General features: G+C 56.7%; 15 protein-coding genes and 1 pseudogene. 8 read left to right on the top strand and 8 right to left on the bottom strand.

What is annotated here, in order from left to right; translation table 11 throughout:
- Window positions 1–114: 114 nt before the first annotated feature.
- From K3169_RS24175 to K3169_RS24165, 3 genes are all read left to right on the top strand, one after another.
- Window positions 115–2,040 (top strand): DUF1302 domain-containing protein, encoded by a 1,926-nt coding sequence (locus K3169_RS24175; protein WP_122705658.1) that lies wholly within the window; start codon window positions 115–117, stop codon window positions 2,038–2,040.
- Window positions 2,041–2,070: 30 nt separating this feature from the next.
- Entirely contained in the window at window positions 2,071–3,435 is a 1,365-nt protein-coding gene (locus K3169_RS24170) for a DUF1329 domain-containing protein (RefSeq protein ID WP_027899543.1), read from the top strand.
- Between the two features lie 383 nt (window positions 3,436–3,818).
- Window positions 3,819–6,560, top strand: coding sequence for a LuxR C-terminal-related transcriptional regulator (locus tag K3169_RS24165; protein ID WP_263268344.1), 2,742 nt, complete (start codon window positions 3,819–3,821; stop codon window positions 6,558–6,560).
- Between the two features lie 135 nt (window positions 6,561–6,695).
- Here K3169_RS24165 and K3169_RS24160 read toward each other — a convergent pair whose 3' ends face one another.
- Window positions 6,696–15,140 carry a M10 family metallopeptidase C-terminal domain-containing protein gene (locus tag K3169_RS24160; protein WP_317633745.1) on the bottom strand — a complete coding sequence of 2,815 codons (8,445 nt, stop codon included), beginning with the start codon at window positions 15,138–15,140 and terminating at the stop codon, window positions 6,696–6,698.
- 310 nt (window positions 15,141–15,450) lie between these two features.
- On the opposite strand from K3169_RS24160, the gene K3169_RS24140 reads away from it, so the two are divergent.
- Both K3169_RS24140 and K3169_RS24135 read left to right on the top strand, forming a co-directional pair.
- Window positions 15,451–16,095: an MBL fold metallo-hydrolase gene (locus tag K3169_RS24140; RefSeq protein ID WP_263268343.1), complete on the top strand. Its 645-nt coding sequence runs from the start codon at window positions 15,451–15,453 to the stop codon at window positions 16,093–16,095.
- Window positions 16,096–16,195: 100 nt separating this feature from the next.
- Window positions 16,196–16,900, top strand: a complete 705-nt coding sequence (locus K3169_RS24135; protein ID WP_027899547.1) for an OmpA family lipoprotein — start codon at window positions 16,196–16,198, stop codon at window positions 16,898–16,900.
- 149 nt (window positions 16,901–17,049) lie between these two features.
- Here the strand turns inward: K3169_RS24135 and K3169_RS24130 are convergent, their stop codons facing one another.
- The 3 genes and pseudogenes from K3169_RS24130 to K3169_RS24120 all read right to left on the bottom strand — a co-directional run bounded on the left by K3169_RS24130 (window position 17,050) and on the right by K3169_RS24120 (window position 20,572).
- On the bottom strand, window positions 17,050–17,961 hold the full coding sequence (locus K3169_RS24130) for an acyltransferase (RefSeq protein WP_231677630.1): 912 nt from the start codon (window positions 17,959–17,961) through the stop codon (window positions 17,050–17,052).
- 80 nt (window positions 17,962–18,041) lie between these two features.
- The gene (gene pta / locus K3169_RS24125; RefSeq protein ID WP_027899552.1) at window positions 18,042–20,132 is read right to left on the bottom strand and encodes a phosphate acetyltransferase; all 2,091 of its coding nucleotides are present in this window, start codon (window positions 20,130–20,132) and stop codon (window positions 18,042–18,044) included.
- An 88-nt stretch (window positions 20,133–20,220) separates the two neighbouring features.
- A pseudogene (locus K3169_RS24120) lies at window positions 20,221–20,572 on the bottom strand (DUF3565 domain-containing protein).
- Here K3169_RS24120 and K3169_RS24115 point away from each other — a divergent pair.
- The 3 genes from K3169_RS24115 (at window position 20,541) to K3169_RS24105 (ending at window position 23,198) form a co-directional block, all read left to right on the top strand.
- Complete coding sequence (locus K3169_RS24115) at window positions 20,541–21,026, top strand: peptidylprolyl isomerase (protein ID WP_027899554.1); 486 nt, start codon at window positions 20,541–20,543, stop codon at window positions 21,024–21,026. The pseudogene K3169_RS24120 and the gene K3169_RS24115 sit on opposite strands and share 32 nt — an antisense overlap.
- Before the next feature lie 120 nt (window positions 21,027–21,146).
- Window positions 21,147–21,629, top strand: a complete 483-nt coding sequence (locus K3169_RS24110) for a glutathione peroxidase (protein ID WP_027899555.1) — start codon at window positions 21,147–21,149, stop codon at window positions 21,627–21,629.
- Between the two features lie 465 nt (window positions 21,630–22,094).
- Entirely contained in the window at window positions 22,095–23,198 is a 1,104-nt protein-coding gene (locus K3169_RS24105; RefSeq protein ID WP_231677631.1) for an NADH:flavin oxidoreductase, read from the top strand.
- Here K3169_RS24105 and K3169_RS24100 read toward each other — a convergent pair.
- The 4 genes from K3169_RS24100 to cysZ all read right to left on the bottom strand — a co-directional run bounded on the left by K3169_RS24100 (window position 23,195) and on the right by cysZ (window position 26,459).
- Window positions 23,195–24,388 carry a glycosyltransferase family 4 protein gene (locus K3169_RS24100; RefSeq protein ID WP_027899557.1) on the bottom strand — a complete coding sequence of 398 codons (1,194 nt, stop codon included), beginning with the start codon at window positions 24,386–24,388 and terminating at the stop codon, window positions 23,195–23,197. The genes K3169_RS24105 and K3169_RS24100 overlap by 4 nt on opposite strands.
- Window positions 24,389–24,523: 135 nt before the next feature.
- Window positions 24,524–25,042 (bottom strand): hypothetical protein, encoded by a 519-nt coding sequence (locus K3169_RS24095; protein ID WP_263268341.1) that lies wholly within the window; start codon window positions 25,040–25,042, stop codon window positions 24,524–24,526.
- A gap of 21 nt (window positions 25,043–25,063) precedes the next feature.
- Window positions 25,064–25,354 (bottom strand): hypothetical protein, encoded by a 291-nt coding sequence (locus K3169_RS24090; protein ID WP_263268339.1) that lies wholly within the window; start codon window positions 25,352–25,354, stop codon window positions 25,064–25,066.
- Window positions 25,355–25,703: 349 nt separating this feature from the next.
- Entirely contained in the window at window positions 25,704–26,459 is a 756-nt protein-coding gene (gene cysZ / locus K3169_RS24085) for a sulfate transporter CysZ (RefSeq protein ID WP_027899560.1), read from the bottom strand.
- Between the last annotated feature and the right edge of the window lie 323 nt (window positions 26,460–26,782).

The following is a 26,782-nucleotide window of genomic DNA, read 5'->3' as shown; positions in this document are numbered from 1 at the left end:
TCGTTGTAACCTTCCGGGTTACCCGATGAGCGCTGGGCTGTCTTTCGAAAGATCGGCTGCCCGTTTTTAGCAGTACCACTGCCAAAACAATAAAAAACACATGGAGTAGCGTTGATGACATCAGCAAACCAGTTCTGGCGCCGGGCAAAACTGCCTTTGGCCGTCAGTCTCGCTTCTACGCTCGCCGGTCCTGCTTTCGGCGTCAGCTTCAACATCGGCGAAATCGAAGGCAAGTTCGACTCTTCGCTCTCCGTGGGCGCCAGTTGGTCTACCGAAAATGCCAACAAGAATCTCATCGGTTCGAACAACGGCGGGCATGGTCTGTCGCAGACATCCGATGACGGCCACTTGAACTTCAAACGCGGTGAAACGTTCTCGAAAATCTTCAAGGGCATTCACGATCTTGAGTTGAAGTACGGCGACACCGGCGTGTTTGTGCGCGGCAAATACTGGTATGACTTTGAACTCAAAGATGAGAACCGGGAGTTCAAGGACATCAGCGATTCCAACCGCAAGGAAGGCGCCAAGTCTTCCGGTGGGCAGATTCTCGACGCTTTCGTTTATCACAACTACAGCATCGGCGATGAGCCAGGTTCGGTGCGTTTCGGTAAGCAAGTGGTCAGTTGGGGTGAAAGTACTTTCATCCAGGGCGGCATCAACAGCATCAACCCGGTCGACGTGTCCGCGTTCCGTCGTCCAGGCGCCGAAATCAAGGAAGGCCTGATTCCGGTCAACATGTTTTACCTGTCGCAGAGCATCACTGAGAACCTCTCGGCAGAAGGTTTCTACCAGCTTGAGTGGGACCAGACCGTTACCGATAACTGCGGCACGTTCTTCTCGCAGCCGGATGTGATTTCGGATGGATGTTCCGGAAATCTTGCGGTATTACGCAGTCAGGCCGGGCTGAACAGTTCGCTTGCAAACGCAGGTCTACCCGCCGGTCCGCGTGCCGGGGTCTTTAATGCATTGGCCTCACAGGGTGTGAACTGGGGTAACCCCGATGAAGGTGCAGTCGTACGACGGGGCCCTGATCGCGATGCCCGCGATAGCGGGCAGTTCGGCGTTGCAATGCACTATAACTTCGAGCCTCTGGACACTGAGTTTGGTGCCTACTTCATGAATTACCACAGCCGTGCGCCCATTTTCAGTGGGAGGGGCGCCCCGGCTGGTGCATATGATCCTTCGAGGCTCATCGCTGCACTTGGGCCTTTGGCCGGGGTTCCTGGCCTGGTCCAGCAACTGATGCCGCTCGTGGTTGCTGCCAACTCCAGCTACTACGTCGAATACCCCGAAGACATTCATCTCTATGGCTTGAGCTTCTCCACCACGCTGCCTACCGGCACCGCATGGAGCGGAGAACTCAGCTACCGGCCAAATGCTCCGGTGCAAATCAACACCACGGACATCCTGTATTCGGGCATCACCCCTCTGGACCCTACCGTATCGCCGCTGCAGGGCAGTGCCGATACCGATCAAAAAGGTTATCGCCGGAAAGAAATTACTCAGTTGCAGACCACATTCACTCAGTTCTTCGACCAAGTCATGGGCGCCGAGCGTCTGACTTTGGTGGGTGAAGTTGGCTGGACGCACGTCGGTGGGCTGGAAAGCACATCAAAAATTCGTTATGGCCGTGATCCAAGTTACGGGCCAGGGCCGCTGGCGAATGGTCGTTGCGCCTCACTTAACGCCGGTACGCTCACTGGCGCAGCACAAAACAACCTTACCCGCTATTGCGAGGATGACGGCTTCACCACCTCCAACTCCTGGGGCTATCGCGCTCGCGCCATCTGGGACTACAACAGCGTATTTGCCGGAGTAAACCTGCGTCCAAACGTCGCCTGGTCTCATGACGTCAAAGGCTATTCGCCAGGGCCTGGCGGCAACTTCGAGGAAGGCCGCAAAGCTGTGAGTCTGGGACTGGATGCCGAGTATCAGAACACTTACACAGCGGCTCTCGCGTACACCAACTTCTTTGATGGCAAGTACACCACGGTTGATGATCGCGATTTTGTGTCGCTCAGCTTTGGCATGAACTTCTAAGAGCCCGGTATTTTCAGGACGACGATGAATATGAAAATAACAAAAAATCTGTTGCAGGTCGGTGTGCTGGGTTTGTCGCTGTTGGCGACTGGTGTGATGGCTGCTGTATCTGAATCCGAAGCTGCAAAGCTGGGCACTACGCTGACGCCAATGGGCGCGGAAAAGGCCGGAAATGCCAGCAACACTATTCCTGCCTGGAGCCCGATGCCGAAGAATGCCGGGGCGGTGGACAGCAAAGGCTTCCTGGCCAACCCCTATGCCAGCGAGAAACCTCTGTTCACCATCACCGCCGCTAACGTTGAGCAGTACAAGGCCAACCTTGCGCCGGGCCAGTATGCGATGTTCAAACGTTACCCGGAAACCTTCAAAATGCCGGTCTACCCGTCCCATCGCGGCGCGGCGGTTCCGGATGACGTGTCGGCTGCCATCAAGAGAAATGCCACCAATGCCAAGCTCGTAGGGGGTGGCAATGGTGTGGAAAACTTCGATACAGCGGTACCGTTCCCGATTCCTCAGAGTGCTACCGAAGTCATCTGGAACCACATTGGGCGTTATCGTGGCGGTAGCGTGAAGCGTCTGGTGACACAGGCAACGCCGCAGCCGAACGGTTCATACAGCCTGGTATATTTCAGTGATCAGTTTGTATTCCGCGACAAAATGAAGGACTACGATCCGAAGAATCCCGGCAACGTATTGTTCTATTTCAAGCAGGAAGTCACTGCGCCAGCGCGTCTGGCCGGTAGCGTGCTGCTGGTCCACGAAACCCTCAATCAGGTAGCCGAACCGCGTTCTGCCTGGCTCTATAACGCAGGGCAACGTCGGGTCCGCCGAGCTCCGCAGGTTTCTTATGACGGACCGGGCACCGCCGCTGATGGCTTGCGCACATCCGACAATCTGGACATGTTCAACGGCGCACCGGATCGCTATGACTGGAAGCTGGTCGGCAAGCAGGAAATGTACATCGCTGCCAACAGCTACAAACTGGACGATCCGAAGCTCAAGTACGCTGACATCATCAAGGCAGGGCATATCAATCAGGACCTGACACGCTACGAGTTGCGCCGCGTCTGGCACATCACCGCAACCCTGAAGGAAGGGCAGCGTCACATCTACGCCAAGCGTGATTTCTTCATTGATGAAGATACCTGGCAAGCCGCGGTCATTGACCACTACGACGGTCGTGGTCAACTGTGGCGTGTTGCTGAAGCTCATGCCGAGAACTACTACGACAAGCAAGTGCCGTGGTATGCCCTGGAAGCCATATACGACCTGCAATCGGGCCGCTATCTGGCGCTGGGCATGAAGAACGAAGAGAAGAGGGCCTACGACTTCGGCTTTACTGCGACTACCAGTGAGTTCACACCAAATGCGTTGCGTCAGGAGGGTGTTCGGTAACTTCAGTTACCATCTTTTCGAGTAACTGCTGAAGGCTGCGAAGGTATTCTTTCTGGCACAGCGCAATATTGGACCTGTAGGAGTGAGCTTGCTCGCGATAGCGGTCGAACTGTTGAGAAATTATCATCCGGCCTGACGCTATCGCGAGCAAGCTCACTCCTACAGGGATGGTATTTGCTGTGCCACAGCGCAGCGTCCATACACCGGGCAAACTCCCACCGATCATTTGCACCTGAAGCCCCTTCACCGGGGCTTTTTTATGGCTGTGTATTCGAGTCAATGATTGTAGGGAAATTGTTACAGTCTTTTCCTGCGCAACCTTCAAAACAGCTGACTTACCGGCTAGTCTCCAGAGCATTCGCCTAGCCGATCAAGAGCCGGCCATGACTGATTTGTCCCGTTTGCAAGCGTTCGCAGGCAACGTGGTCCCCGCGCTGGAAGGACGACTCTTCCGGCCACCCTTGCCTGACGGCTACGTACCTCGTAACCGTCTCTGTACACGATTGGCTGCCGGTTTATCCGGACGGCTGCTCTTGATCAGTGCGCCTGCCGGTTTCGGCAAGAGCTCAGTGGCTATCGAGTTCTGCCAGAATCTACCCGAGGACTGGCAAAGTGCATGGTTGGGTTTGAGTCCGCGTGACAGCGATCCGGGGCGTTTTCTGGAGCGTTTGCTGGCAGCGCTGCAACAGTTCTTCCCACAGCTGGGCGCTCAGGCCCTGGGTTTATTGAAGATGCGTCAGCGTCATCAGCCCTTCGCTTTTGAAGAGTGGCTCGATGGTCTGCTTGATGAGCTGTCGATGCACCTGATGCTGGGCAAGCCAGTATTGCTGGTGCTGGACGATTACCATTTGGCCCAAGGGCCCGTGCTGGATCGCTGTCTGCAGTTTTTCCTCAATCACCTGCCTGCCGGATTGATCATCATGGTCACCAGTCGCCAGCGCCCCGAGTGGCATCTGGCGCGTCTGCGGCTGTCGCGGCAATTAGTAGAGCTTAACGAACACGACTTGCGTCTGACGCATTCTGAATCTTTATCCCTGTTGGGTGCGCGTAGCCACTCGCTCGGGGCCGATGCGCTGCAGAGCCTCATCGAGCGCAGCGAGGGGTGGGTGGCCGGGCTGCGCTTCTGGTTGCTGGCGGCATCTGGAGAGGGGACTGATAACGAGTTGTCACAAGCGCTGCATGGCGGTGAAGGGCTGATACGCGACTATTTGCTTGAAGAAGTCATCGATAGCTTGCCCGACGATGTGCAGGCTTTTCTGTATGACACTGCATGCCTGGAGCGTTTTTGCGTCGAGCTGTGCGACGCCGTCAGGGACAGCCATGACAGCGCTCAATTGCTGGGTTATTTGCAGGCGCATCAGGTATTTCTGGTACCGCTGGATGAGCACGGTCGTTGGTACCGTTATCACCACCTGTTTTCCGATTTGCTACGCGCCAAGGCTCAGGACGGCCCCCAACAAAACCGTCTGCACCTTAATGCCTGCCGCTGGTTCAGCGAACAGGGCTTATTGGATGAAGCTGTCGAGCAGGCGCTGCGGGCCGGGCACCTGGACGTCGCCGCCAATCTGGTCCAGAACCTTTCCGAAGAGCAACTGCTGGCTGAGCAGAACGTCGGCATGTTGTTACGCTGGAAGATGGATTTGCCCGACAGCCTGCTGATCAGTACGCCGAGACTGATTGTGTTGTACGCCTGGGCGCTGGGGCTGGCGTGTCAACTTGATGCCGCCGAAGAATTGGCCGAACATCTCAGTCGTTTTCTGCCGGCACCTTCTGCCACGGCGCAAGAATCAATGCTCGCGCAGTGGCTGGCCCTGAGCGGGATCATTGCTCGCGGGCGAGGTGATACTGAAAAGACTCAGCGTTATTGCAGCGAGGCATTGCTCAGCCTGCCGCGCAAACGTTATGGCCAACGCTTGATGTGCTTGTCGACCCTGGCCAATCTGGCAATTGCCGAAGGTGACTTGTGGCGTGCTCGAGCCTTGAATCGTGACGCGCTTGAGCTGGCGCAGCGGGTCGCCAATCCGCTGTTCGAAGCCCTCGCCCATTATGATCGCGCCCGTGCGTTGCAGGCTCGGGGTGAAATTTTGCGTGCGCTTGATGAGGTTCGCCACGGGCTACACCGTCTGAGGGGATTGTCTGCGCAACGCTTGTACGCCGTTCGTGCGCGACTCACGCTTTATGAAGGTTATTTATTGACCCTGCGCATGCAGGATGAGACCGGACGCGTGCAGCTACTGGCCGGTCTTGCCGAAGCGCGGGCATGTCGAGACATCAGCGTGTTGATCGGCCATTGCGCGGTTGCGGGGTTGTTGGGGCGAGAAGGGCGTTTTGCCGAGGCATTTGCGGAGCTTTCCGAAGCTGAGCGGCTGATGCATATCTGGGATGTGCCATCGATTTACTATCTGGCGATGATCACGCTGGTCAAGTGCGAGCTGTGGTTGGCGCAAGGCCGATTCGATCTGGCAGAAGCCTGGTTGCTGCGGTTGACCCAGACCTACAGCGGCGATACGCCAGCGTCCTCACCTGAGTGCCATCCGCAACTTCCGCATTATGTCGAGTTGCAGTGCGCTGCACTTGAGCGAGTTCAGGGGAAGGTCGACGCTTGCGCGCAACGCCTCAATCAACTGGAGATTCATGCTCGTAGCGTCGATGGTCAACTTCTGAACCTGACGGCATTGATCCAGCAGATGTTGTTGTTTATTGGCACCGGCGACGAGGCTAAGGCCCGCGCTTTACTGGATCAGAGTTTGCGCGCCGCAACGGGCGGGGCGTTGTTGCCGTTTCATGAGCTGATTGAGCATCACCCTGGCTGGTTACGCGAGCAACTGCTGCAGTTCGCCCCTTGTGCGGTGCGCGATGCACTCCTGGAAAGGCTGCCTATGTTGGCCTGCACCCAGCTCAAAGAAAGCACTGAGACCTTGTCTGCCAGGGACACCCTGAGCGCACGGGAGTTAAGCGTCCTGCAGTTGATCGCCCAGGGTTGCTCGAATCAGGAGATCAGTGATCAGCTCTTTATTTCGCTGCACACCGTCAAGACCCACGCCAGCCACATCAATGGCAAACTTAGGGTCGAGCGCCGAACCCAGGCCGTAGCCCGGGCACAGGAACTTGGCCTGTTGAGCTAAGGTTTAGACGACGCTCCGATCCTGTAACTCATACACAACTCATCAATGTGCTATCCGGAGCTTTCACTTTCAGGAGGGTATCGTGTTCCTGAGGATTACTCCGGATTGATCAGTGTGGGCTCCTGAGCGCCTGGATCAGACGAAATCGTTCGCCGCGAGGGCAGTGACGCCCACCAGATGGATCTCAAAATCATTGTTCAGGTTGCCGTTGATGTTGCCTGACAGCACTTCATCGACAAAACGCAGTTGCCCGGCGCCGGTGAATTCTGCCGCACCAATAAAGGTAAACGGGTTGATACCTCCCAAGAGGACATTGGCGTCCAGTTTGCTCAGATCGATCTTGTCCCCCTGAGCACTGTTGAAGTCGGTGATGGCGTCACGTTTGTCACCCAATCCAAGCTCACTCAACAGATTGAAGACGAATGTGTCTGCACCTGATCCGCCCGTGAGCGTATCAGTGCCCAGGCCGCCGATCAGATGATCGTTGCCATCGCCTCCATCCAGCATGTCGTTGCCCGCGCCACCGTTGAGGATGTTATTCCCCGAGTTGCCGGTCATGGTGTTGATCAGGGCGTTGCCGGTGCCGTTCAGGTTATCGCTGCCGGTGAGGGTCAGGTTTTCCAGATTGGCGCCCAGAGTCCAGTTGACCGAGGATTCGACGGTGTCGATTTCAGTGACCAGGGTGCTGGTTTCGACGACCACGTCCTTGAGGTTGTCGACCACATAAGTGTCGTTGCCCAAGCCGCCGGTCAAGGTGTCGATGCCAAGGCCACCCTCCAGACGGTTGCTACCGCTGTTGCCGGTAATGCGGTTGTTCAGTGCGTTGCCGGTGCCGTCGAGGCTGTCACTGCCGGTGAGGGTCAGGTTTTCGACATTAGCGCCTAGCGTGTAGCTGATTGATGCCTGAACGGTGTCGATCTCGGTGAGTAGTGCGCTGGTTTCAACTACCACGTCACCGATGTTGTCGACTATATAAGTGTCATTGCCCAGGCCACCGATCAGGGTGTCGGCCCCCGCTTTACCATCAAGAACGTTGGCGGCGTTGTTGCCGGTGAGTGTGTTGGCTTCGTCATTACCCGTGAGGTTGATGGCGGCCGCGCCTAGCGCCTGTCCGTCTTCGACAAAATTGCTGAGGGTATAGGTGACCGTGGTTTGCACGGTATCGCGGCCTTCACCGTCGAGCTCGGTAATCTTGTCGCCGATGTTATCGACGAGGTACGTATCGTTGCCAGTGCCACCGATCAGCGTGTCGATCCCGGCGCCGCCGTTAAGGGTGTCATCGCCTGCACCACCATTGAGGGTGTTGGCGAAGGCATTGCCGACAAGGATGTTGTTCTGATCGTTACCGATCACACTGAACAAGCCCGCACCCAGCAGCGTGACATTTTCCACGTTACGCAGGTTGGTATTGCTCAGGTCCACGGTGTTGTTGATCGCTGTGGCGGCGAAGCTGATGTTCAGGGTGTCGGAGCCCTGATTGCTCAACTCTTCGAGCAGTGCCAGTTCGGCAAACTGGTCGAGCACGAAAGTGTCGTTGCCATCGCCGCCTTTCAGAGTGTCGATGCCTGCACCGCCGTTGAGGACGTTATTCCCGGCGTTGCCAATCAAGACGTTGGCAAGAGCGTTGCCAGTGCCGTTGAGGTTATCGCTGCCGGTGAGGGTCAGGTTTTCCAGGTTGGCACCCAGGGCCCAGTTGACCGACGACTCGACAGTGTCGATTTCAGTGGGCAGGGTGCTTGTTTCAACGACCACGTCCTTGAGGTTATCGACCACGTAGGTGTCGTTACCGAGGCCGCCGGTCATGGTGTCGATGCCCGCGCCGCCGTCCAGACGGTTGCTACCGCTGTTGCCGGTAATGCGGTTGTTCAGTGCATTGCCGGTGCCTTCGAGGCTGTCGCTGCCGGTGAGGGTCAGGTTTTCGACATTAGCGCCCAGCGTGTAGCTGATAGATGCCTGTACGGTGTCGATTTCAGCTGCAAGTGCGCTGTTTTCAACTACTACGTCGCCGATGTTGTCGACTATATAAGTGTCATTACCCAGCCCACCGATCAGGGTGTCGGCACCGGCTTTGCCATCCAGGATATTGGCGGCGTTGTTGCCGGTGAGGGTGTTGTCCTGATTGCTGCCAGTCAGGTTGATCGCCGCAGCTCCCAGCAAGACACCGTCTTCAACAAAATCGCTTAGTGTGTAGCTGACCGTGGTTTGCACGGTGTCGTGGCCTTCGCCGTCAAGTTCGGTAATCTTGTCGCCGATGTTATCGACGAGGTACGTATCGTTGCCGGTGCCACCGATCAGCGTGTCGATCCCGGCGCCGCCGTTAAGAGTGTCATCGCCTGCACCGCCGTTGAGGGTGTTGGCGAAGGCATTGCCGACGAGGATGTTGTTCTGATCGTTACCGATCACACCGAACAACCCCGCACCCAGTAACGTGACGTTTTCCACGTTTCGCAGGTTGGTATTGCTCAGGTCCACAGTGTTGTTGATCGCTGTGGCGGCGAAACTGATGTTCAGGGTGTCGGAGCCCTGATTGCTCAACTCTTCGAGCAGTGCCAGTTCGGCAAACTGGTCGAGCACGAAAGTGTCGTTGCCATCGCCGCCTTTCAGAGTGTCGATACCTGCACCGCCGTTGAGGACGTTATTCCCGGCGTTGCCAATCAAGACGTTGGCAAGAGCGTTGCCAGTGCCGTTGAGGTTATCGCTGCCGGTGAGGGTCAGGTTTTCCAGGTTGGCACCCAGGGCCCAGTTGACCGACGACTCGACAGTGTCGATTTCAGTGGGCAGGGTGCTTGTTTCAACGACCACGTCCTTGAGGTTATCGACCACGTAGGTGTCGTTACCGAGGCCGCCGGTCATGGTGTCGATGCCCGCGCCGCCGTCCAGACGGTTGCTACCGCTGTTGCCGGTAATGCGGTTGTTCAGTGCATTGCCGGTGCCTTCGAGGCTGTCGCTGCCGGTGAGGGTCAGGTTTTCGACATTAGCGCCCAGCGTGTAGCTGATAGATGCCTGTACGGTGTCGATTTCAGCTGCAAGTGCGCTGTTTTCAACTACTACGTCGCCGATGTTGTCGACTATATAAGTGTCATTACCCAGCCCACCGATCAGGGTGTCGGCACCGGCTTTGCCATCCAGGATATTGGCGGCGTTGTTGCCGGTGAGGGTGTTGTCCTGATTGCTGCCAGTCAGGTTGATCGCCGCAGCTCCCAGCAAGACACCGTCTTCAACAAAATCGCTTAGTGTGTAGCTGACCGTGGTTTGCACGGTGTCGTGGCCTTCGCCGTCAAGTTCGGTAATCTTGTCGCCGATGTTATCGACGAGGTACGTATCGTTGCCGGTGCCACCGATCAGCGTGTCGATCCCGGCGCCGCCGTTAAGAGTGTCATCGCCTGCACCGCCGTTGAGGGTGTTGGCGAAGGCATTGCCGACGAGGATGTTGTTCTGATCGTTACCGATCACACCGAACAACCCCGCACCCAGTAACGTGACGTTTTCCACGTTTCGCAGGTTGGTATTGCTCAGGTCCACAGTGTTGTTGATCGCTGTGGCGGCGAAACTGATGTTCAGGGTGTCGGAGCCCTGATTGCTCAACTCTTCGAGCAGTGCCAGTTCGGCAAACTGGTCGAGCACGAAAGTGTCGTTGCCATCGCCGCCTTTCAGAGTGTCGATACCTGCACCGCCGTTGAGGACGTTATTCCCGGCGTTGCCGATCAACACGTTGGCCAGAGCGTTGCCAGTGCCGTTGAGGTTATCGCTGCCGGTGAGGGTCAGGTTTTCCAGGTTGGCACCCAGGGCCCAGTTGACCGACGACTCGACAGTGTCGATTTCAGTGGGCAGGGTGCTTGTTTCGACGACCACGTCCTTGAGGTTGTCGACCACGTAGGTGTCGTTACCGAGGCCGCCGGTCAAGGTGTCGATGCCAAGGCCACCGTCCAGACGGTTACTGCCGCTGTTACCGGTAATGCGGTTGTTCAGTGCGTTACCAATGCCGTCGAGGCTGGCACTGCCGGTGAGGGTCAGGTTTTCGACATTAGCGCCCAGCGTGTAGCTGATAGATGCCTGTACGGTATCGATCTCGTTGAGCAGTGCGCTGGTTTCAACGACCACATCGCCGATGTTGTCGACGATGTAGGTGTCGTTGCCCAGCCCACCGATCAAGGTGTCGGCACCGGTTTTGCCATCGAGTATGTTGGCGGCGTTGTTGCCGGTGAGGGTGTTGTCCTGATTGCTGCCAGTCAGGTTGATCGCCGCAGCGCCCAGCAAGACACCGTCTTCTACAAAATCGCTAAGGGTGTAGCTGACCGTGGTTTGCACGGTGTCACGGCCTTCGCCGTCGAGTTCGGTAATCTTGTCGCCGAGGTTATCGACGACGTACGTATCGTTGCCGGTGCCGCCGATCAGGGTATCAACGCCCGCGCCACCGTTAAGAGTGTCGTCGTCTGCACCGCCATTGAGGGTGTTGGCGAAGGCATTGCCGACGAGGATGTTGTTCTGATCGTTACCGATCACACTGAACAAGCCCGCACCCAGCAGCGTGACATTTTCCACGTTACGCAGGTTGGTATTGCTCAGGTCCACGGTGTTGTTGATCGCTGTGGCGGCGAAACTGATGTTCAGGGTGTCGGAGCCCTGATTGCTCAACTCTTCGAGCAGTGCCAGTTCGGCAAACTGGTCGAGCACGAAAGTGTCGTTGCCATCGCCGCCTTTCAGAGTGTCGATGCCTGCACCGCCGTTGAGGATGTTATTCCCGGCGTTGCCAATCAACACGTTGGTCAGGGCGTTGCCGGTGCCGTTGAGGTTATCGCTGCCGGTGAGGGTCAGGTTCTCCAGGTTGGCACCCAGAGCCCAGTTGACTGATGATTCGACGGTGTCGATTTCGCCGGGCAGGGTGGTGGTTTCCACGATCACGTCTTTGAGGTTATCGACCACGTAGGTGTCGTTACCGAGGCCGCCGGTCATGGTGTCGATGCCCGCGCCGCCGTCCAGACGGTTGCTGCCGCTGTTGCCGGTAATGCGGTTGTTCAGTGCGTTGCCGGTGCCGTCGAGGCTGTCACTGCCGGTGAGGGTCAGGTTCTCAAGGTTGTTGCCCAAAGCGTAACTGATGGACGCCTGTACGGTATCGATCTCCGTGAGCAGTGCGCTGGTTTCGACGACCACGTCGCCGATGTTGTCGACGATGTAGGTGTCATTACCCAGGCCACCGATCAGGGTGTCGGCACCCGCTTTGCCATCCAGGATATTGGCGGCGTTATTACCGGTCAGGGTGTTCTCTTCGCTATTACCGGTCAGGTTGAGTGCCGCAGCGCCCAGCAAGACACCGTCTTCAACAAAATCGCTAAGGGTGTAGCTGACCGTGGTTTGCACGGTGTCGTGGCCTTCGCCGTCGAGTTCGGTAATCTTGTCGCCGATGTTATCGACGAGGTACGTATCGTTGCCGGTGCCACCGATCAGGGTATCGATGCCCGCGCCACCGTTAAGGGTGTCGTCGCCTGCACCGCCTTCAAGAGTGTTGGCCAATGCGTTGCCAAGCAGCAGGTTGTCTTGGTCATTGCCGGTGAGTCTTAGCGCAGCGTTGCCGAGTAACCTGCCTTCTTCCACGAAATTGCCGAGCGTATAGCTGACCGAGGTCTGCACCACGTCGTAACCTTCGTTATCGAGTTCGGTGATGATGTCGCCGGAGTTATCGACGATGTAAAAATCATCCCCGGTGCCACCGACCAGCGTGTCTATACCAAGCCCGCCATCAAGACGGTCGTTGCCCGCGCCGCCGCGCAGAATATCGTCACCCGCTGCGCCGCTCAGGCTGTTGGCGCCATCATTACCCGTCAGGGTGTTAGCCAAGGCATTGCCGATGCCATTTAGGTTGGCGCTTCCGGTAAGGGTCAGATTTTCCAGGTTGGCGCCCAGGGTCCAGTTGATTGACGACTCAACCGTATCTATTTCGCCTGGCAGGGTACTGGTCTCCAGGACCACGTCACGGAGGTTGTCTACCACATAGGTGTCATTGCCCAGTCCGCCGACCAGGGTGTCGATGCCTATACCGCCATCGAGGCGGTTGTTGCCGCTGTTACCGGTGATGCGGTTGTTCAGTGCGTTGCCGGTGCCGTCGAGGCTGTCACTGCCGGTGAGGGTCAGGTTTTCGACATTGGCGCCCAGCGTGTAGCTGATAGAGGCCTGTACGGTATCGATCTCGTTGAGCAGTGCGCTGGTTTCGACGACCACGTCGCCTACGTTATCCACGATGTAAGTGTCATTGCCCAGTCCGCCGATCAAGGTGTCGGCTCCCGCCTTGCCATCAAGGATGTTGGCGGCGTTGTTGCCGGTCAGCGTGTTGGCTTCGTCATTGCCGGTGAGGTTTATCGCTGCTGTGCCCAGCGCTTGTCCGTCTTCGACAAAATCGCTGAGGGTGTAGCTGACCGAGGCTTGCACCAAGTCACGGCCTTCGCCGTCGAATTCGGTGATGAGGTCGGCAACATTGTCGACGATGTACGTATCGTTGCCTGTTCCGCCTATCAGCACGTCCAGGCCCGCACCGCCATCGAGACGATCATCGCCCGCACCGCCTTGCAATTCATCATTACCCAGGCCACCGCTGAGAACGTTATTGCCTGCGTTGCCGATCAGCAGATTTTTCAGCGCATTACCGGTGCCGCTCAGGTTGGCGCTGCCGGTGAGGGTCAGGTTTTCCAGATTGGCGCCCAGAGTCCAGTTTATGGAGGCTCTGACTGTGTCGATTTCTGTTATCAGGTTGCTGGTTTCAACAATCACGTCGAGGGTGTTGTCGACCACATAGGTGTCGTTGCCGAGGCCGCCGGTCATGATATCGGCACCAGCACCACCGTCGAGAGTGTTGTCGACAGCGTTACCGTTGATCCGGTTATTGAGTGTATTGCCCGTGCCGTTGATGGCGTCAGGACCGGTGAGCGTGAGCACTTCCAGGTTGGCACCCAAGGTGTAGCTTACCGACGCCTGAACGGTATCGATTTCGCTGAGCAGTGCGCTGGTTTCAACTACCACGTCGTCAACGTTATCCACGATGTAAGTGTCATTGCCCAGGCCACCGCTCATGCTGTCGGCACCGGCTTTGCCGTCGAGAACGTTGGCGCCGTTGTTGCCGATCAAGGTGTTGGCCTGGCTATTACCCGTCAGGTTTAGAGCTTCGGTGCCCTGCAGTCGGCCTTCTTCGACAAAGGCGGCGAGGGTATAGCTGATCGAGGCTTTGACGACGTCATAGCCTTCGCCGTCCAGCTCTGTGATCGTGTCGCTGACGTTGTCGACGATATAAGTATCATCACCGGTTCCGCCAATCAGTTTGTCGATGCCTGCCCCACCATCGAGCACGTCATTGCCTGCACCTGCGCGCAGTTCATCGCTGCCCGCGCCCCCATTGAGGTTGTTGTCGCCATCATTACCGACCAGCAGATTGTCACGGGTGTTGCCAGTACCCCTCAGATTGGCAGTACCTGTGAGGGTCAGGTTCTCCAGGTTGGCACCCAGGGTGTAGCTGACCGAGGCGATGACCGTATCGATTTCGCTTGGCCGGACACTGGTTTCAATCACTAGATCGGCAACGTTGTCGACGATGTACGTATCGTTACCCGCCCCGCCCAGCATGAAATCGGCACCCGCGCGCCCATCAAGTACGTTGGCCAGGTCGTTGCCAACCAGTGTGTCGTTGAAGGCCGAGCCAGTCGCGTTTTCGATCTTTGCACCGAACGCGATGGCCAGGCCGTCATTGATGTATTTCTGTTGCTGGTAGTCGTAAAAGGTTTTGCCAATATTGCTGAATTCGCCCTCATTGAGATTAAGGAACACGCTGCTGGCCTGATTGCTGGCGTCGATGGTATCGACGCCGCCGCCGTCCCAGATGGTTTCGAAAACTGACTGATCGGCACCCCAGCTGTAGGTTGTGTTGCCTGCTTCCCAGAGTGCATTCGCCCCGTACAGCTTCTGGATGGCGAGGATGTCTAAAAGCATGGGGGTGGTGGGTTCGTAAGAATAACCGTTGGTGTAGCTCATGATGGTGTAGCGCACGTCATCCAGCATCGGGGACAACGTGGTGCTGTTGTAAAAGCTCTGCTCGAATGGGTGCTTGAGACCCAGCGCATGACCAATTTCATGCATGAACGTCATGTAGTCGTAACTGCCCTCAGCGGGTGCAGGTTCATTGGTTTGGGGGCCTATCCATACATCGCCCGCCACAGGGGTATTGTCGGGGAGGTAGGCCCAGGCCGCGGTGTTGTCATCCATCCCGGCGTAGCCACCGAAACGCAGATCGCCAACAGTGGTATCGGTGTCAGTCACCTGGGTGAATTTGACATTGGATACAGCGGACCACTTGGCGAGGCTGTCGATGATTGCTGTTTGCTGTGCAGGGGCCAGCTCGTAGGCGTCTAGATATTCCTGACTTGCGCTGTACGAGAGGGCGTATTTCGAAGTGCCCTCTTCGAAAAAGCTGTACGTCAGATTGGTGACTGTGAACCCACTGCTCCAACTCCATGAGGTGCCGTAAAGCAAGCTATTGAGCTGAGAATTGCTGCTCGCATAGGCCGAATAGCTCATGGTGTAACCCGTTGGAGTAGGCATTGTTGCTTCCTGAATGAATCGCGGTCTGTCCAATGTGACCGCTACATCGAGTGATTCCAGCCGGAACTCATCTCTCAAATGCGGTTGCTGATTTCTGACGCCAGAAAAGCGCACATTCTATCCAGCTTGTATCTGGATATGTATCAAAAACATTACTGGTTATGGCTATAAGCCATCAACTGGCCGATGAGCGGTCATTCGTGGTTTGACTGGCGAGGATTTTGCTGTTTGGGCGGTCAGCTTTATGATGCAGAGACCGGTGATCTCAGCCAGTGCAAATGGCTATGGAAAAACATTCACAGGAACACTTATGCAAGCGGCAAAGCCCACGCTGATACGAGAAACATTCCCCGTTGGCCCATTGCAGTGCAACTGCACGATCATTGGCGATCCGATTACCCGAAAAGCCATCGTGGTGGATCCGGGTGGCAACCATGAGTTGATTCTGGCTCGCCTGGCAGCACTGGATCTGAAGGTCGTGAGCATCATCCATACCCATGCGCATCTCGATCATTTTCTGGCATCGGGGCTCTTGAAAGAGAAGACCGGGGCGACGTTGCACCTGCATAAAGAGGATCAGTTCCTGTGGGACAACCTTGAGACGCAATGTCAGGTTTTTCGCGTGCCTTATACGCCGGTGCCGCCGCCAGACCGTTGGTTGGCCGATGATGAGGAACTGACTTGCGGCTGTGGCGTGGCGCTGCATACACCGGGTCATACGCCCGGCTCAATGAGCTTCTGGTTTGCCGATGCAGGATTGTTGATTGCCGGGGACACCTTATTTCGTCGAGGTATCGGTCGTACGGATTTGTGGGGCGGGGACCAGCCGACCATCGTGCGTTCCATCAAGCAGCGTTTGTACACACTGGATGAAGAGGCTACGGTTGTCACAGGGCATGGTCCTGACACCCGACTGGGCGATGAAATGCGTGATAATCCGTTCGTTCGGGCTTGAGCGCTGTTCAGGCAGGGTTAAGGAATTTAACAGGGCTGCCATGCTCTAATTTCGTCACAAGTCTGAGGACTTGATGTTCATAGAATTCAGGAGCATCTGCATGTTTACCTCGCGTCGTTTGATTATTGCCGCTACTGCCGTGGCTATGCTTTCCGGGTGTGCGTCACCAAACCCTTACGACAATCAGGGCCAGGCGCAGAGCGCTGGCGGTGTCAGCAAAACGGCCAAATACGGCGGGCTGGGTGCGCTGGCGGGGGCTTTGGCTGGTGCAGCGATCGATCACAATAATCGCGGCAAAGGGGCTTTGATTGGTGCTGCGGTAGTGGGTGCGGCTTCCGCCGGCTACGGCTACTACGCTGACAAACAGGAAAAGGCGCTGCGCGAAAGCATGGCCAACACCGGCGTCGAAGTGCAGCGTCAAGGCGATCAGATCAAGCTGATCATGCCGGGCAATATCACCTTCGCGACCGATTCCTCAGCTATCGCCAGCAGCTTCTACTCACCGCTGAACAACCTTGCCGGTTCGTTGAAACAGTTCAATCAGAACAACATCGAGATTGTTGGTTACACCGACAGTACCGGTTCGCGTCAGCACAATATGGACCTGTCCCAACAACGCGCGCAGAGCGTGAGCACCTATCTGACGTCTCAAGGCGTTGATCCTGCCCGCCTGTCGGTGCGGGGTGCAGGTCCTGATCAGCCGATTGCCAGCAACGCCGATGTGAATGGCCGCGCTCAAAACCGTCGGGTTGAGGTCAACCTCAAACCGATTCCTGGTCAGCAGTACGAGCAGTATCAGCAGTAATTCGAGGGGCTGCGGTGCCAATGGCACCGCGCTGTCGCGGGGCATACGTTAGATCTGTAGGAGTGAGCTTGCTCGCGATAGCGGTTTGTCAGTCACTGGGTATATAGCTGACAGACCGCTGTCGCGAGCAAGCTCACTCCTACAGGGCTTCACGGCCTTACGTTACCCGGATATTCGGCATGCAGCCGGGCCAACAGTTGATCCTTCTCTTCCCACAGCTTATTGATCCACTGCTGGAATTCCAGGCGGTATTCGCCGTCCTGATCGTAGTTCTTGCCGATGAAGTGCTGCGGAATCTTGATCTCTTCGAAATGCGCGACCACTTCGCGAACATTGCCGCATAGCAGATCCCAGTAACCTGGCCGACCCTGCGGGTAATGAATCGTGACGTTGATGATTGACTCCAGCTGTTCACCCATCGCATCCAGTACAAACGCGATTCCGCCTGCCTTGGGCTTGAGCAGGTAGCGGAACGGTGATGACTGCGCGGCCTGTTTGCCGCTGGTGAAACGGGTGCCTTCAGCGAAGTTGAAAATACCCACCGGGTTGTTGCGGAATTTGGCGCAAGTACGGCGTGTGGTCGCCAGGTCCTTGCCTTGCTTCTCCGGGTGTTTCGCCAGATACGCTTTGGAGTAGCGCTTCATGAACGGGAAACCCAGTGCCCACCATGCCAGACCTATGACCGGCACCCAGATCAACTCTTGTTTGAGGAAAAACTTCAACGGACGAATCCGGCGGTTCAAGACGTACTGCAACACCATGATGTCGACCCAGCTCTGGTGGTTGCTAGTGACCAGATACGAGTGTTCGTAATCCAGGCCTTCCAGACCGCTCAAATGCCAGCGGGTATGCCCAAGCAGATTCATCCAGCGGTTGTTGTTGGCGATCCACGCTTCGTGAATGTGGCTCATCAGCCAGTCCGTCACGCGTTGAGCGGCAGGGAAGGGCAGGCACAGCTTGAAGATGGCGACGACGAACAGCGGCGTACAACAAACAATGGTGTTCAGCGCCAACAGCAGCGAGGCGATGAAACCGCGCAATGGGGCAGGCAGAAAATCCATACCGGAAGGGCTCCAGAAGAGAATTCGGATGCTGTCGCCTGGCAGGCGACAGCATCGTGTAAGTATGACGCAGCAGTGTGTCAGGAAAGAGTGGCTGCCTGAATCGCGGTCAACGCGATGGTATAGACGATGTCATCCACCTGTGCTCCACGTGGCAAATCGTTTACCGGCTTGCGCAGGCCTTGCAGCATAGGGCCGATGCTCACGCAATCAGCGCTGCGTTGTACGGCTTTGTAGGTGGTATTGCCGGTGTTCAGATCGGGGAATACGAACACATTGGCGCGACCGGCTACGGCGCTGTCAGGTGCCAGTTGCCGGGCGACGTTCTCGTTGGCGGCAGCATCATATTGCAGCGGCCCGTCGATCAGCAGGTCGCGTTGCGTTTCCTGGGCGAGTTGGGTCGCTTCACGAACCTTTTCCACTTCTTCGCCACTGGCCGAATTGCCGCTGGAGTAACTGATCATCGCGACCCGGGGCGTAATGCCGAAGGCCACTGCGGAGTCGGCACTTTGCAGGGCAATTTCCGCCAGCTCGCTGGCGCTTGGGTGCGGGTTCATGATGCAGTCGCCATAGACCAGTACCTGATCCGGAAACAGCATGAAAAAGACCGATGACACCAGCGTGCAGCCCGGTGCGGTCTTGATCAGTTGCAAGGCTGGGCGAATGGTATTGGCGGTGGAGTGGATGACCCCGGAAACCAGCCCGTCGACCTCGTCCAGCGCCAACATCATGGTGCCGATCACCACCGTGTCTTCCAGCTGCTGTTCAGCCATCGGCGCATTGAGGCTTTTGCTTTTACGCAACTCGACCATGGGCGCGATGTAACGCTCGCGAATCAGATCCGGATCGAGAATCTCAAGGCCCGGCGGCAGTTCGATGCCCTGTGCCTTGGCTACCGAATGGACTTCTTCGGGCTTGGCGAGTAGCACGCACCGGGCGATCCCGCGTGCGTGGCAGATCGCAGCGGCCTGAATGGTCAGCGGCTCGCTGCCTTCCGGCAACACGATGCGTTTGTTGGCGGCCTGAGCGCGCTGGATCAATTGATAACGGAACACCGCCGGGGACAGGCGCAGTTCTCGCGGGGTCCCACAGCGTTGGTGCAGCCAGTTGGCGTCCAGATGACTGGCGACGAAATCAGTGATGATCTCGGCACGCTCGCGGTCATCAATAGGGATTTCCTTGTTCAATTGATTGAGCTGGGTGGCGGTGTCGTAAGAACCGGTACTGACCGACAGAACCGGCAGGCCAGCCTGCAAGGCGCCGCGACACAGCTCCATGATGCGTGGGTCCGGCACGGTGTCGCTGGTCAGCAGCAAGCCTGCGAGTGGCACGCCGTTCATGGCCGCAAGGCTGACGGCAAGAATGATGTCGTCACGATCACCGGGCGTTACCACCAGCACGCCCGGTTTGAGCAACTGCACGGTATTGAGCACGGTGCGGGCGCAGATAATGATTTTCGACATGCGCCGCTGATCGTAATCGCCGGCATTGATAACCTGCGCGCCGAGCAGTTCGGCCACATCACGAGTACGCGGCGCGTTCAGTTCAGCCTGATAGGGAATGCAGCCCAGCAACCGGAAGTCACCGCTGCGCAACAAAGGCGAATGGTCTTTGAGCCGTGCGGCGAAGGCTTCCATGCTTTCATCGGTGCGGACTTTATTGAGAATCACCCCCAGGACTTTCGGGTCTTTAGGGCCGCCGAATAGTTGAGCCTGCAATTCGACCCGGCCCGAGAGTTCGGCCAGCACTTCGTTCTCCGGCGCGGACACCAGAATCACATCGGCATCCAGACTCTTGGCCAGGTGCAGGTTAACCCGGGCCGCATAGCTAGCGTGTCGGGTCGGCACCATGCCTTCAACGATCAACACGTCTTTGCCGACTGCGGCCTGTTGATAGAGGCTGATGATTTCTTCCAGCAACTCATCCAGCTGACCATCGCCGAGCATCCGCTCTACGTGGGACAAGGCCAGTGGTCGTGGCGGATTGAGGCCATGAGTGCGAGCGACCAGCTCGGTAGAGCGCTCCGGGCCCAGATCGCCGGGGTGCGGCTGGGCGATGGGTTTGAAGAAGCCGACTTTCAGCCCGGCACGCTCCAGGGTGCGCACCAGACCAAGGCTGATGGATGTCAGACCCACACCAAAGTCTGTGGGGGCAATAAAGAAAGTCTGCATTCAGGGTTCTCGCTTGAGCAGTACAAGGGCCATGGCGGCGATGGACAGCCAACTGACCGGAAACAGGGCGCTGTCGAATTGCAGCGTCTCAGAGGTGGCTAAGGTTATCGTTATCCGTAGGCTGCGCACACCAGCCACAGCGAAAGCCTTTAGCTATTTTTTGCAGCCGTTGTTTTGGATCAAGTACCCAGGCACGTGATTGCCAGGGTGGTTGATGACGCAGGTGCTGAGTGTGTCCGCACGAGAGTATGACCACCCAATGGCCCTCTTCGTCCTGCCGAAAATCTGTAACCGTCGCGTTATCCAATAGGGCCCGTCTGTCTGCGTCTGTCCGTGTTGCGTTCGCTTTCGAGCGATGGCTTGGTTAAACTTGCTCGTTCTTCAATCTTAAGCAAAAGGTCTTGACCCATGCCGATCGCCGCCAATAAGGCTGTCTCCATTGACTATACCCTGACCAATGACGCTGGTGAGGTCATCGACAGTTCCGCTGGCGGCGCGCCGCTGGTTTACCTGCAAGGCGCAGGTAACATCATCCCTGGCCTGGAAAAGGCTCTGGACGGCAAGAATGTTGGTGACGAACTGAAAGTCGCTATCGAGCCGGAAGACGCCTACGGCGAATACTCCGCCGAACTGGTCAGCACCCTGAGCCGCAGCATGTTCGAAGGTGTCGACGAACTGGAAGTGGGCATGCAGTTCCACGCTTCCGGCCCGGACGGCAGCATGCAGATCGTGACTATCCGCGACCTGGACGGCGACGACGTTACCGTTGACGGCAACCACCCGTTGGCCGGTCAGCGCTTGAACTTCGAAGTGAAGATCGTTGATATTCGTGATGCCAGCCAGGAAGAAATCGCCCACGGTCACGTGCATGGCGAAGGTGGTCACCACCATTGATTTGAGCTGCTAAGCTCAGGTAGCTGAAAAGGCGCCCAGGCAGGTTCTGCGCGAACAACTTGGTTCAAGCAGTCTGGCAGGCGCCTTTTTTGTCCGCGGGATTTGAGGGGAGAGTGGGTCATGAGTGCGTTTCACGACATTAAATTGAAGGATCTGGATGGTCAGGAGTTGTCGCTGGCGACCTTCAAGGGGCGAGTGGTTCTGGTCGTCAATGTCGCTTCAAAGTGCGGGCTGACGCCTCAGTACGCGGCGCTCGAGAATCTCTATCAGAAATACAAGGACCAGGGCTTCAGCGTGCTGGGCCTGCCGTGCAACCAGTTTGCCGGGCAGGAGCCAGGTTCTGCGCAGGAAATCCAGGAGTTCTGCAGTCTCAACTATGGCGTGACGTTCCCTTTGGGCGAGAAGCTTGAGGTGAATGATCCTCATCGTCACCAGCTTTACCGCTTGCTGGCCGGTGAAGGCGCAGAGTTTCCAGGCGACATCACCTGGAATTTCGAAAAGTTTCTGGTGGGCAAGAATGGCGCAGTGCTCGCGCGTTTCTCTCCTCGTACAGCACCGGATGATCCGGCTGTGATTCTGGCGATTGAGAAAGCGTTGAGTTGATTTAATCCTTGTAGGAGATCGCCCGGTATCCCTGACAGAGCGCTGTCGCGCAGCAAACGGGGCCCTGGAGCGTGCTTGGTCTGGGTCGATGCGATGCGTCAGCGAAAATGTGTTGCCTGACCCGATGCAATCGCGGGCAAGCGCGCTCCTACAGTTGAAAAGCATTCCAGTCCAGTCCGGATAGTTATTTCATGTCTGATGAGAGCTGCCGAAGGCTGCGATAGCATTCCATTTGGCACACATCTCCTGTAATCGCTTACGAGCATAGCGAGGCAGCGATAGCGGGGTTGCCTGATACACCGCTTCGCGGCCGTCTTAACCTCCGTGCGCTCCTACAGCACAGTTGAATTGCCTACATCCTCCGTGTTGCTTCTCAATCCAGATCACCCAAATCAATAGTGCTGTCACCCGCCTGAAACCGCGCCCTATCCTTGATGATTCGAAATGATCACCAAGGAGCCTCGCATGCCGGTCAAAGCCCTGTTCAAACCTTTCCACCTGGGCAGCCTTGAGCTGTCGTCACGGGTGGTCATGGCGCCAATGACCCGCTCCTTCTCGCCCGGACATGTCCCCAATTCGAAAGTGATCGAGTACTACCGACGCCGCGCTGCAGCAGGTGTCGGCCTGATCATCACTGAAGGCACCACCGTCAATCACAAAGCCTCCAACGGTTACCCGAATGTGCCCCAGTTCTTCGGTGATGCGCCATTGGCTGGCTGGAAGAAAGTGGTCGAGGCGGTTCATGCCGAGGGCGGCAAGATCGTCCCGCAGCTGTGGCATGTGGGTGCCGTGCGCCGTCTGGGAACGGAGCCGGATGCCAGCGTTCCGGCCTACGGTCCGATGGAAAAGCTCAAGGATGGTCAGGTCGTCGTGCATGGCATGAGCCAGCAGGACATTGATGAAGTCATCGCCGCATTTGCCCAGGCTGCCAAGGATGCTCAAACCATCGGCATGGACGGCGTGGAGATCCATGGGGCCCACGGCTACCTGGTGGATCAGTTCTTTTGGGAGGGCAGTAATCAACGTGACGACGAGTACGGCGGCAGCCTGGCCAACAGATCGCGCTTCGCTATCGAATTGATTGAAGCCGTCAGAGCCGCGGTCGGCCCTGATTACCCGATCATCTTTCGTTTTTCACAGTGGAAGCAGCAGGATTACAGCGCGCGTCTCGTGCAAACGCCTGAGGCGCTTGATGAGTTTCTAAAGCCATTGTCTGACGCTGGCATCGATATTTTCCACTGCTCTACGCGGCGTTTCTGGGAGCCGGAGTTCGAAGGCTCGGACCTTAATCTGGCCGGCTGGACGAGGAAACTGACCGGCAAACCGACCATTACCGTGGGCAGTGTCGGGCTGGATGGCGAGTTCTTGCAGTTCATGGTCAACACCGACAAGATCGCTCAGCCCGCCAGCCTGGAGAACCTGCTCAAGCGTCTTGGCGATGAAGAGTTTGATCTGGTCGCCGTCGGACGTGCGTTGCTGGTGGATCCGGATTGGGCCGTGAAAGTCCGCGAAGGCCGCGAGCAGGACATCCTGCCCTTCAGTCGCGACGCGCTGACCACGCTGGTCTAGCGTTTGAGCTTCAGCTCGGCACCATGGACCGGTTCAGGCTTTGCCGGTTCTGGTGTCGGGCAGGCACTGAGCATTTTGCGCTCGAACAGATCAATGATTGCTCCCCAACCCTGGCGACTGGCGTGTTGCCGCGCATTAAGGCGCACGCGACGCAAGGTTTCGCTGTCCTCCAGCAACCAGCAGGCTGCATCAATGAAAGCGGCCTCGTCGCCCGGCATGGCCAGCGCGCCATTATGGCCGTGGCGAATATGCTGCCCTGCCGCGGCTTCGTCATAAGCCACGACACCCAGCCCCGACGCCAGGGCCTCCAGCACAACGTTACCGAAGGTCTCGGTCAGGCTCGGGAACAAAAAAACATCCCCTGATGCGTAGTGTTCAGCCAGTGTTTCTCCGCGCTGGGTGCCGCAGAAAATAGCCTCCGGAAGTTGCTGTTGCAGCGCTGCGCGTTGCGGGCCGTCACCGACAATCACCAGTTTCAACTGGCGTTGCGGGTATTTGTTGCGCAGCGCTTCAAAGGTGGACTTGAGCAGGCAGAGGTTTTTTTCGGTCGCAAGTCTTCCGACATGCAATACGGCGATATCACCGGTGTTCAGCCCCCAGCTTTCGCGCAGTGGCTGCGAGCGTTTCGAAGGATGGAACAGCGCGCTGTCCACCCCGCGTGACAAGAGCTCGATACGTTCGAAGCCCCGTCTTTCAAGCGCTATTTTCTGACTGACACTGGGTACCAGGGTCATCTTGGAGCGATTGTGAAACCAGCGCAGGTAATGAGTCAGCAGGCGGTTCATGAAGCCCATACCGTATTGCTGGGTGTACTGGGCAAAGTTGGTGTGGAAACCGCTGATCACGGTAATTCCCAAACGTCGCGCCGCCCGCAAGGCCGACAGCCCCAGCGGACCCTCAGTGGCGATATACAGCACATCCGGACGCTGCCGCTGCCAACGGCGCAACAGCTTGTGCATTGACGACTGCCCCCATTGCAGCCCCGGATAACCCGGAATCGGCCAGCCGCGGCACAGCATCAAATCATCTGCAGCCAGCCCGACATCGCCAGACTGACGAGGCCGCACCAGCTCGACCCGGTGCCCACGCAGCCGCAGCCCATCGCACAAACGGCCCAGGGTATTGGCAACGCCATTGATCTCGGGGGCGAAGGTTTCAGTAATTAACGTGATGTGAAGAATTTGGCTCATGACAGCCAGTGTCGGCTGCAATGATTTCGGTTATGTGGCGGGGGGGTGATGGATTTGTGACCGGGAGGTGCAGCCGCTCAAAAATGTCACCACCGTTAGCTGATGATTATCTCAGCCCTGTCTCTTATGGTCCTGTCACCAGCCCGCACGCTTTAGAAAATCAGCAGGCATCGTGTCATTGTACTGCCATAGTTTTTTGAGTATTTCCGCCGCTGGAGTACCTTTGGAAAGCTCAGTTTCATAAAGTGATAGTCGGCCGTATTGCCATTCTTTCCAAGTGCTATCGTATTCTGCTTGTACTTCTGGCGTATAAATTTCTCCTGTAGTTACAAGCCTGAGAATGGGGTATTCCGCGATGCTGTAGGCTACTACGCCGAGTGATTCATGGGCGTAATCCCTTACCCGCATGTCGGCGACTTCAGGATTTGACAAAATTTCATTCATTAAGCGATTGCATTCCGTTTTTGTTGAGACGCTCCGGGCGTAGACCGGGGTTTCCACTGAGCCTGTTTTTTCTTTAAGTGTTCTTGCGAATGGAGGTTCTTCAAGACTGTGTTTGTTTCGTTGTGAAAACCTGTTGGTTGGTTTGATACTTTCATTAAGTCTGTCAGAGACAGGCCGCCGTTCGATATATCCTGGATTGTTGATGTTCATTACTGCTCCTGATCCGCATGTCTAGCGTGTAGTCGATAAAACAAACGGTAAAATCCGCGACTCGCCGATTGTTTCCAGAGCCGCAGGCTTTGGTTTGTGCAGGGTGCCTACTGGGTTGAGACTGGTCAGTTGCAGGTGTGAACGCGGTTTGATCTGGCGGCACAATGCGGCGGGCTGTGCTTCGATTTTTTGAGCGGGTTTTGATTGGGTCACGTTATTCAGGATTTTCGCGAACCCTGAGGAGTCTTCCTGTGGGTTTTTCTTCGGCGCGGTTGCAGCATTGGGGTGGACGGGATTTGCCTTGATTTCCATGTTTTGCTCACTCCTTGTTTTATAACTGTCTTAGCAACAGGAGTGCCAGATTCTTTCGTGTAGGAAATAGAGCAGTGATAAAAGCTAATGAAAAAGGGCGAGATGGAAAACGGAATTATGCTCCTACGTAAACTTCCTACAGAAAGAGTTTTGTAGGGCGTCGGCAGGCGTTTGCCATTAAAAGGCAATGGTTTGCCGGTCAAGTTTTAATGGCGTTTTTGGTGTTTGTAGGAAGTGTTGGATAGATGTGTGGGATGTTTCTTTTTATATTAATTACCGATAAGTTTGGTTGGGCTTGACTTCTGGGGGCGATAATAAAAAGGCCCAATCAAGGGCCTTTTTATTAGTTTCAGGATTTATGCGTCAGTAACGCTTCTTCGCCTCGTTCCCTGACCCAGAATAAAGTCGCGCCAGCGACAGCCGCGGGCATCATCAGGATGTTGACTACCGGGATCAGCAGCGCGACATAAACGATGCCGCCGAAGCTCAGGCTCTGCCAGCGTTTGGCGCGCAGCCAGGCGAGCATTTCGTTCCAGCCCAGCTTATGGTTGTCTGCCGGATAGTCGATGTACTGGATCGCCATCATCCAGACCCCGAACAGCAGCCACAATGGCGCGGCAATCAGGTTGACCACGGGGATGAACGACAGAATGAAAAGGGCGAGGGCGCGAGGCAGGAAGTAGCCCAGCTTGCGCATTTCCCGGCCGAAGGTGCGTGGCACCATGGCAATCAGTTCACCCCAACTGAAGGGTGGAAAGTCATCAGTGCCGCGCACGACCACTTCCACCTTCTCCGAGAGGAAGCCGTTGAATGGTGCGGCAATGATGTTGGCGAGCATGGTGAAGGTGAAGAACACCATGAATATCACCAGGGCGACGAACAGTGGCCAGAGAATATAGCTGAGGAAGCTCAGCCAGCCTGGCAGTTCGGGCATGAGCGTATCGACCCACATGCTGAACTGATGCATGGCCAGATAGATAAGGCCACCGAACAGCAACAAGTTGATGGTCAGCGGCAGCAGCACAAAAAGACGCAGGCCTGGGCTGAGCACCAGTTTCAGGCCTTCACGCAGATATTGCGGGCCCGAGAGAGCGGGAGCAGGCATGGCAGCCTCCGAATGGTGGAAAACCCGCCGACATTACCGGCTTTACGTGGCGGGTGAAAGCGACCTGGGTTCATCTCGTGCCCCTGACACTGAGCAGTAGATGAGTGATTTGTAGGAGTCGCCCAGGTGCCCCTGACACCACGCTGTCGCGCAGCAAACATAGAACCTGTTCTATGTTTAGCGGGAGCCATGGAGACTGGGGTGATCCTGCTGAAACGAAGCATCTGGGTGACAGCCGACATCGCAGTAACAACCCCATGAGCGTAAAATTTTCCTGCCGGCTTGAATCAAGGGCTTATCGGAATAGGGATTGCCTATGAGGT

The organism is Pseudomonas phytophila (assembly GCF_025643095.1).
GTDB lineage: Bacteria > Pseudomonadota > Gammaproteobacteria > Pseudomonadales > Pseudomonadaceae > Aquipseudomonas > Aquipseudomonas quasicaspiana.
Note: the sequence above shows the minus strand (reverse complement) of the source record. Positions and strands in the feature narration are given on the sequence as shown.